Annotated in this window: 1 protein-coding gene; it reads right to left on the bottom strand. The window is 48.5% G+C overall.

The window, feature by feature from the left end; all coding sequences use genetic code 11:
* On the bottom strand, positions 1–5,191 hold a 5,191-nt coding region (locus HUX64_RS20315), incomplete at both ends, for a DUF1998 domain-containing protein (RefSeq protein WP_174624507.1).

The raw sequence follows: 5,191 nt of genomic DNA, 5'->3' as shown, positions 1-5,191 counted from the left end.
TCGCGTCGTCTCAGTAAAGCCTACGAACGACTGACTCGCATCGACGAAGCTTGGATTTACATCGCCATGACTCGCATCATGGTGAATCGTTTGGCTTGACGCGATAATTTCCAAACAGCTTCTTAGGAAGTGGATTAACCAGGCAAAGCTGGATTGATCCTGTAATGCCAGCAACTCTTCACACAAAAATTGGCCTGACAATTTCTTAATATTGTCGTTCGTCATACCCAGGAAGAGATTCAAATGCGGACTTGCTTTCCCGTCCAGAATATTTTGCACATCGTCGTAAGAGAGCGACCATACCCAAAATTCATCCGATGCCAGTATCGCCATTCGTTGCGCGGTATCCAAAGCCAGGCGGTTTTTGTGATATTGAAAACCATCGGTAAAAATCGCAACAGGCTTTTGGCCGGCAGCCCCTGATGGCCACAAGACAAAATCCGCCCTGGATTTCACCACAACGCCTTGAGTAGCGTCCAATTCAACCTGCGGCTGTAAAAAATACCGGCGCTCATCAAAGCGCACAAACCAGCCCGCATTACCCCCATGAAATTCAGGCCGCAACTCAAATTTGGCATGAGTCTTTCCAACTCGACGTAATGCTTCAATAAATCGGGCTTCCAGCTCGCTTTCCATCAGCGGCGATATTTTTACTTCCCGTAACCCGGCCACTGCAACAATTTTTCCGGAATGCTCTTTAAGGATCTGGATAAAATCCCGCGCCTTCCTCCGTGAAATCGTATTCATATTACGACTGTTGCGGAACACATAGAGGCAGCGGTAACAGCCATCGGCGCCTTCTTTTTGCACACAACTGCATTGCTCCAAAATTGGCATAGCGAAGCCGGTCAAGACTTCCAGCAAGGCTTGCCGGCTGGTCATTAATTGTTTCAGATAACCGGTGCCGCCAGGAATCGCATCATAGATGACCAAATAGCGTTTACTGATACCTGTCTCGGTGTCGGGTTCGACATTCTGCGTCACGCGCAAATGGTCAATGCTGCCGCCAAATTTTTTCTTTAACCCCAAATGCAACGCTGCGACAAAAGAATTCTCGATAATTTCAGCTTCGGTTCCCGAAGTAATCGGCAACAAAATGCGTATCGCCTCCGAATGAAACTCCCGATACAGAAAAAGCCCACTGATCAAATTACTGTCATTATCCTTGTTTCTAGCCGTACAACTGATCGTATGTTTCTGTTCCTTTTCTTGACCATTTGTGGTCTGCACCGTGCCGCAAAACTGACAAAGCTTGAATCCTTTACGTTTGGCGTCTTGTCCGGCAATAGTGATTTCCGGGGAATTTTCGTCGCTGTGTCCGGTATTGATTTCTCGAAAATCCGCTTTTGAGATAAATTCAAACCCGAAAGGCCAATCGTCCTTGTCCACTTTCCAGGCCGACGTAATGGCTTGCGGTTCAAAATCAATCAATAATTGCCGGGTAAAGAACTGGCTATCCCTGTCATCCCGATCGTCTGAAATGCGGCTGCGTCGATCAGCGCTATTCGCGTAAACCTGTTTTAAGCGCAGCATGGTTTGCTTTTGCGACACATTCTCCCACCAGGCATCGCCACAGCGTGGGCAATTTTTATAATGATCGCCTGCATCAATGCATTCTGAATGATGACAACTGCGACATAAACGCCAGGTTTCCTTTTTGGAAACCCGCATGTCGATACGGTTAATTTGCACCCGACGGCCACCCGCATAAAAATTGTTCAGCGGCGCCAACTCGGATAACGCTGCAGCTGCCGGGCGTTCATATTCATAGACCCAGCGTTCGGTCTGCGAGATTAGCCCGGAAATTTTAACTGAGGTCTCATTATCTTTTTTGGAGCGATAAATGACAGAATGTAATAGCACGCCCTGCTCAGGGAAAGCGTAATTGGGGATCAAGCCTTCATCGGTAAAAAATTGTAAGGTATCTTTGCCGTTTATCTGGCTGGCTAAAGTCTGTAAGGCGTATAATTCGGTTTCCAGCAGCTCCAGCTGTTCCTTGTCCTGCGGTGATAACAGCTCGGCTTTCTTCATTTTCTGCATCACCGTATTCACCCTTTTCGCCTCTTTGCTGAGTGACTCCAGTTCCTGCTGTTGTTGCCACAGGTTTTCCTGAATACGAAAGCTCAAACTGCCTTGCGTTGAAAAATTTCCTTCAGCAAATTGCTTGATCCACTGTACGGAAAAATCACTTAAGCTCATCCCGTATTCAGAATTGAACAAGGCCAGAAATTTTTCTATTAATGGCGTTCTATTGACTTCGACGTAATTTAAAAAGGAATAGGGGAAATGCTTTAAATCATCCTGTCTTTTAGCGACAGTGACTAATACCGATTTTAACTTATGAGGTATCAAGGCAAGTTCTGCCTCCTTTTTAACCCATTGATCCAGACAGAAAGCCGTGTATTGCCGCTCCAGAACAGCTGATGCATCCAGAAAAACGCCCGGCGATTCCACTTCACCCGACATCATTTCATTCGGGTCGCTATAAAAATAAAGATCATGGGCATTGGCGTTCGCCAGGGTCACGTTGATGGCATTACCGTCACGCCGCCCGGACCTGCCGATTCTTTGCAGATAATTGGCCTGCGCCGGCGGCACTGAACATAACAGCACCGAGGACAGATCGCCAATATCAACTCCCATTTCCAGCGTAGGCGTGGCCGACAACAAATTTATATCCCAGGGTTGACGGGATTGCGGGGCTTTTTTAAAGGAAGCTTCCACTTCGGCCCGCTCGTCCCTGCTTAACAGCCCCGTATGCTCTGATGCTACCACCCGATTGACTTCACCGTCACGATACAAGCGGCCGTAAAAATCCAGCGGCCCGGTATGATCCTTGGCAATCCGGTAATGTCCCAAACAACTTTTCCGCAAACACAATGAATCAGACCAGCTAAGCACTTCACTGGCGGCAACATTGTGGCTATGGCGACAATGATCACAACTCAGCCGAACAGATTCGGCGCTGATCAATACAGCATCCGGATTAAGCGCCCAGACAGTTTCTCCGCTCCCGGTCTTCAAATCGATCAGCACCTTGGCTTTCGACAAGTGCTTTAACACCCGTTGATAAATGGCCGCGCTCAAATCGCCGCTTTGATGCAAGGCATCACCGGCTAACAGATTTTTTTGTAACCAGGATTGATACCAACTGGCGGAATGGGCTTGGCCTGCTGACAGCGTTTCCAAGCCCCTGGTCTTTTTTGATGCCAAAAAGGTCGGCACTCGTGCATTCGGTGCAAAATTGGGTATGTGTACCAGGTTGATAAATACGCCAGGATCACCGTTATTCCTAATATAGCCGTCCAGTTCAGGGGAATAAATACCCCCATTAATTCTAAGATGCGCCAGGAAACCAAAGACAAAACGCTGCAATGCTTCAAATTGCAGGCTGCTTAATGAGCCAATAGCTTCCTGTAAGGCCGTTAATAACTGCTTTAAAGCGATAGTGATGAGCTTATGATCGAAATAACAGCCAGCCGCACCGCTGCGCTCAAGCGATCGACCAATCCGGCATCGAAAGCCCAGCTCGCCTAAAATATCAAAAGCCAGGCGTCTTTTTAACAAAGCCGGTAAATTAGAGCCTTCGGGTAAGCGTTCATTCTTTTTCAACGATCCAAAATCGCGCAGCCATTCCATGTCAGACGGCAGAAACAGGCCAATAAAGACCATGACCCCCAATTGCTCCAGCCAATAGGCGTTAAAGCGGGCAATTACCTGAGTCAAAGAAGAATTCTGCTCACTCAAGTCTATGACTTTTTTTAACGCCACCCGAAAGCCGAACGACCGTGTCCGAGCGGCGATAAAGCCGGCCCGGTGCGCGGTATCCTGGACAGCATCTGAAAAAGCAATCAACTGTTTGTCCCGGTTAAAAGGCGATGCGCTCAATTGTCCCGCCAAAATCGATGACAAGCTGGTTGACCGGGCGCCGATAATCAATAGACTGCCCTTGCTTTGGCAAAAAGGGCAATCGTTATGGCTCTTGTTTTTGGACTCGCCGGAATGCTTGTTTTTCTCCAGCTTGCTATTGTCGGCCTGATGCACCCAGAGCAAATCCTCGGAACCACAGTTTTGACAGCTTGTTTGAGAGCGTCCTTTCAAATTGCCGCAACAGGCGCATAACTGCTTATCCAGGCTGTCAGAGAAATTCGACGGGGTATCGACCTGATCCATCGGAAACAACAGGCAGGACTTGGGCGAATGTTCAAAAAATGCTTTATAGATAACATCCAAATCCGTGCTGATGCGTTGCTGATCCTCTGCTTTCTGGCTTAAAAAACCCATTGCCCCGCAATCGCGGCAGTGGATAGCGGGCAGCGCCATACGGTCTTGCGATACCTTGCCGTCATCGGCAAACAGCAACAGCGGTTGTTCATCTTTCAAAGGCAATAACACCAATAATCGGCTTAATTCCCGCAACCACAACTGCATCCGCACTTCCAGTAACGGCATTAATCTGCGCTCATTGCCTTGCTCTTTCAGCGCTAACAGTTGAACAACTGCCTGACTGTCATCCGGCGCATTAATAAAACTATCATCCCTGGCTACCGAAACGAGAGAAACCAGGCTGGTTAACAAATGCTCCACAAACTCATCAGGCGCTTCGACCTGGACTCCTAAGCCCTTTTTAAAACGCTGCAACAAATCCTGCCAGTCGGTGACTTGCCCATTAAGCAAGCGCAACAGATTTTGAAACAAAAAATGCTTTTTTAATGACCGTGCCAGCTCGACTCGCCAAAGACCAGGGTGATCTATAAGCCGCAATGAATCAAACCAAAGCCGGGCCTGGGCCAGGGCATAGCTGTCCAGATCCGGATAATGATCCGCCTTTAATGCCTCCAGGTTTTCCAGAGCAGGAAAACGAATATGTTCAACCGGCGAAGAAGCTAAATAGTCGCCTAAAGATTGCCGGTATTCGGTAATCACTGAATGCTCGTCAAAATGCTCATCAAATACCGCAGTGGCGTAGCCTGTCAAATTCTGGCCTGCATCCTGCCCGCCCAGTGTCGCCGAGGTTCCCACGCACACCAAATGCTGTCTGGGGGTGTCCAGGCGGGCTTTCAGGCGCCGGATCAAACACGCCAGATCGGTGCCTTGCGCGCCGTCAAAGGTATGCAGTTCATCAACCACTAAAAATTTGAGCGTTTCTTCCGTGTTTTGCGCCCAAAGGGAATGATCCCTGGAGCGGATC

It is taken from the genome of Candidatus Methylobacter favarea (genome assembly GCF_902806695.1).
GTDB classification, from domain to species: domain Bacteria; phylum Pseudomonadota; class Gammaproteobacteria; order Methylococcales; family Methylomonadaceae; genus Methylobacter_B; species Methylobacter_B favarea.
This window is presented reverse-complemented; position numbering and strand designations above follow the sequence as displayed.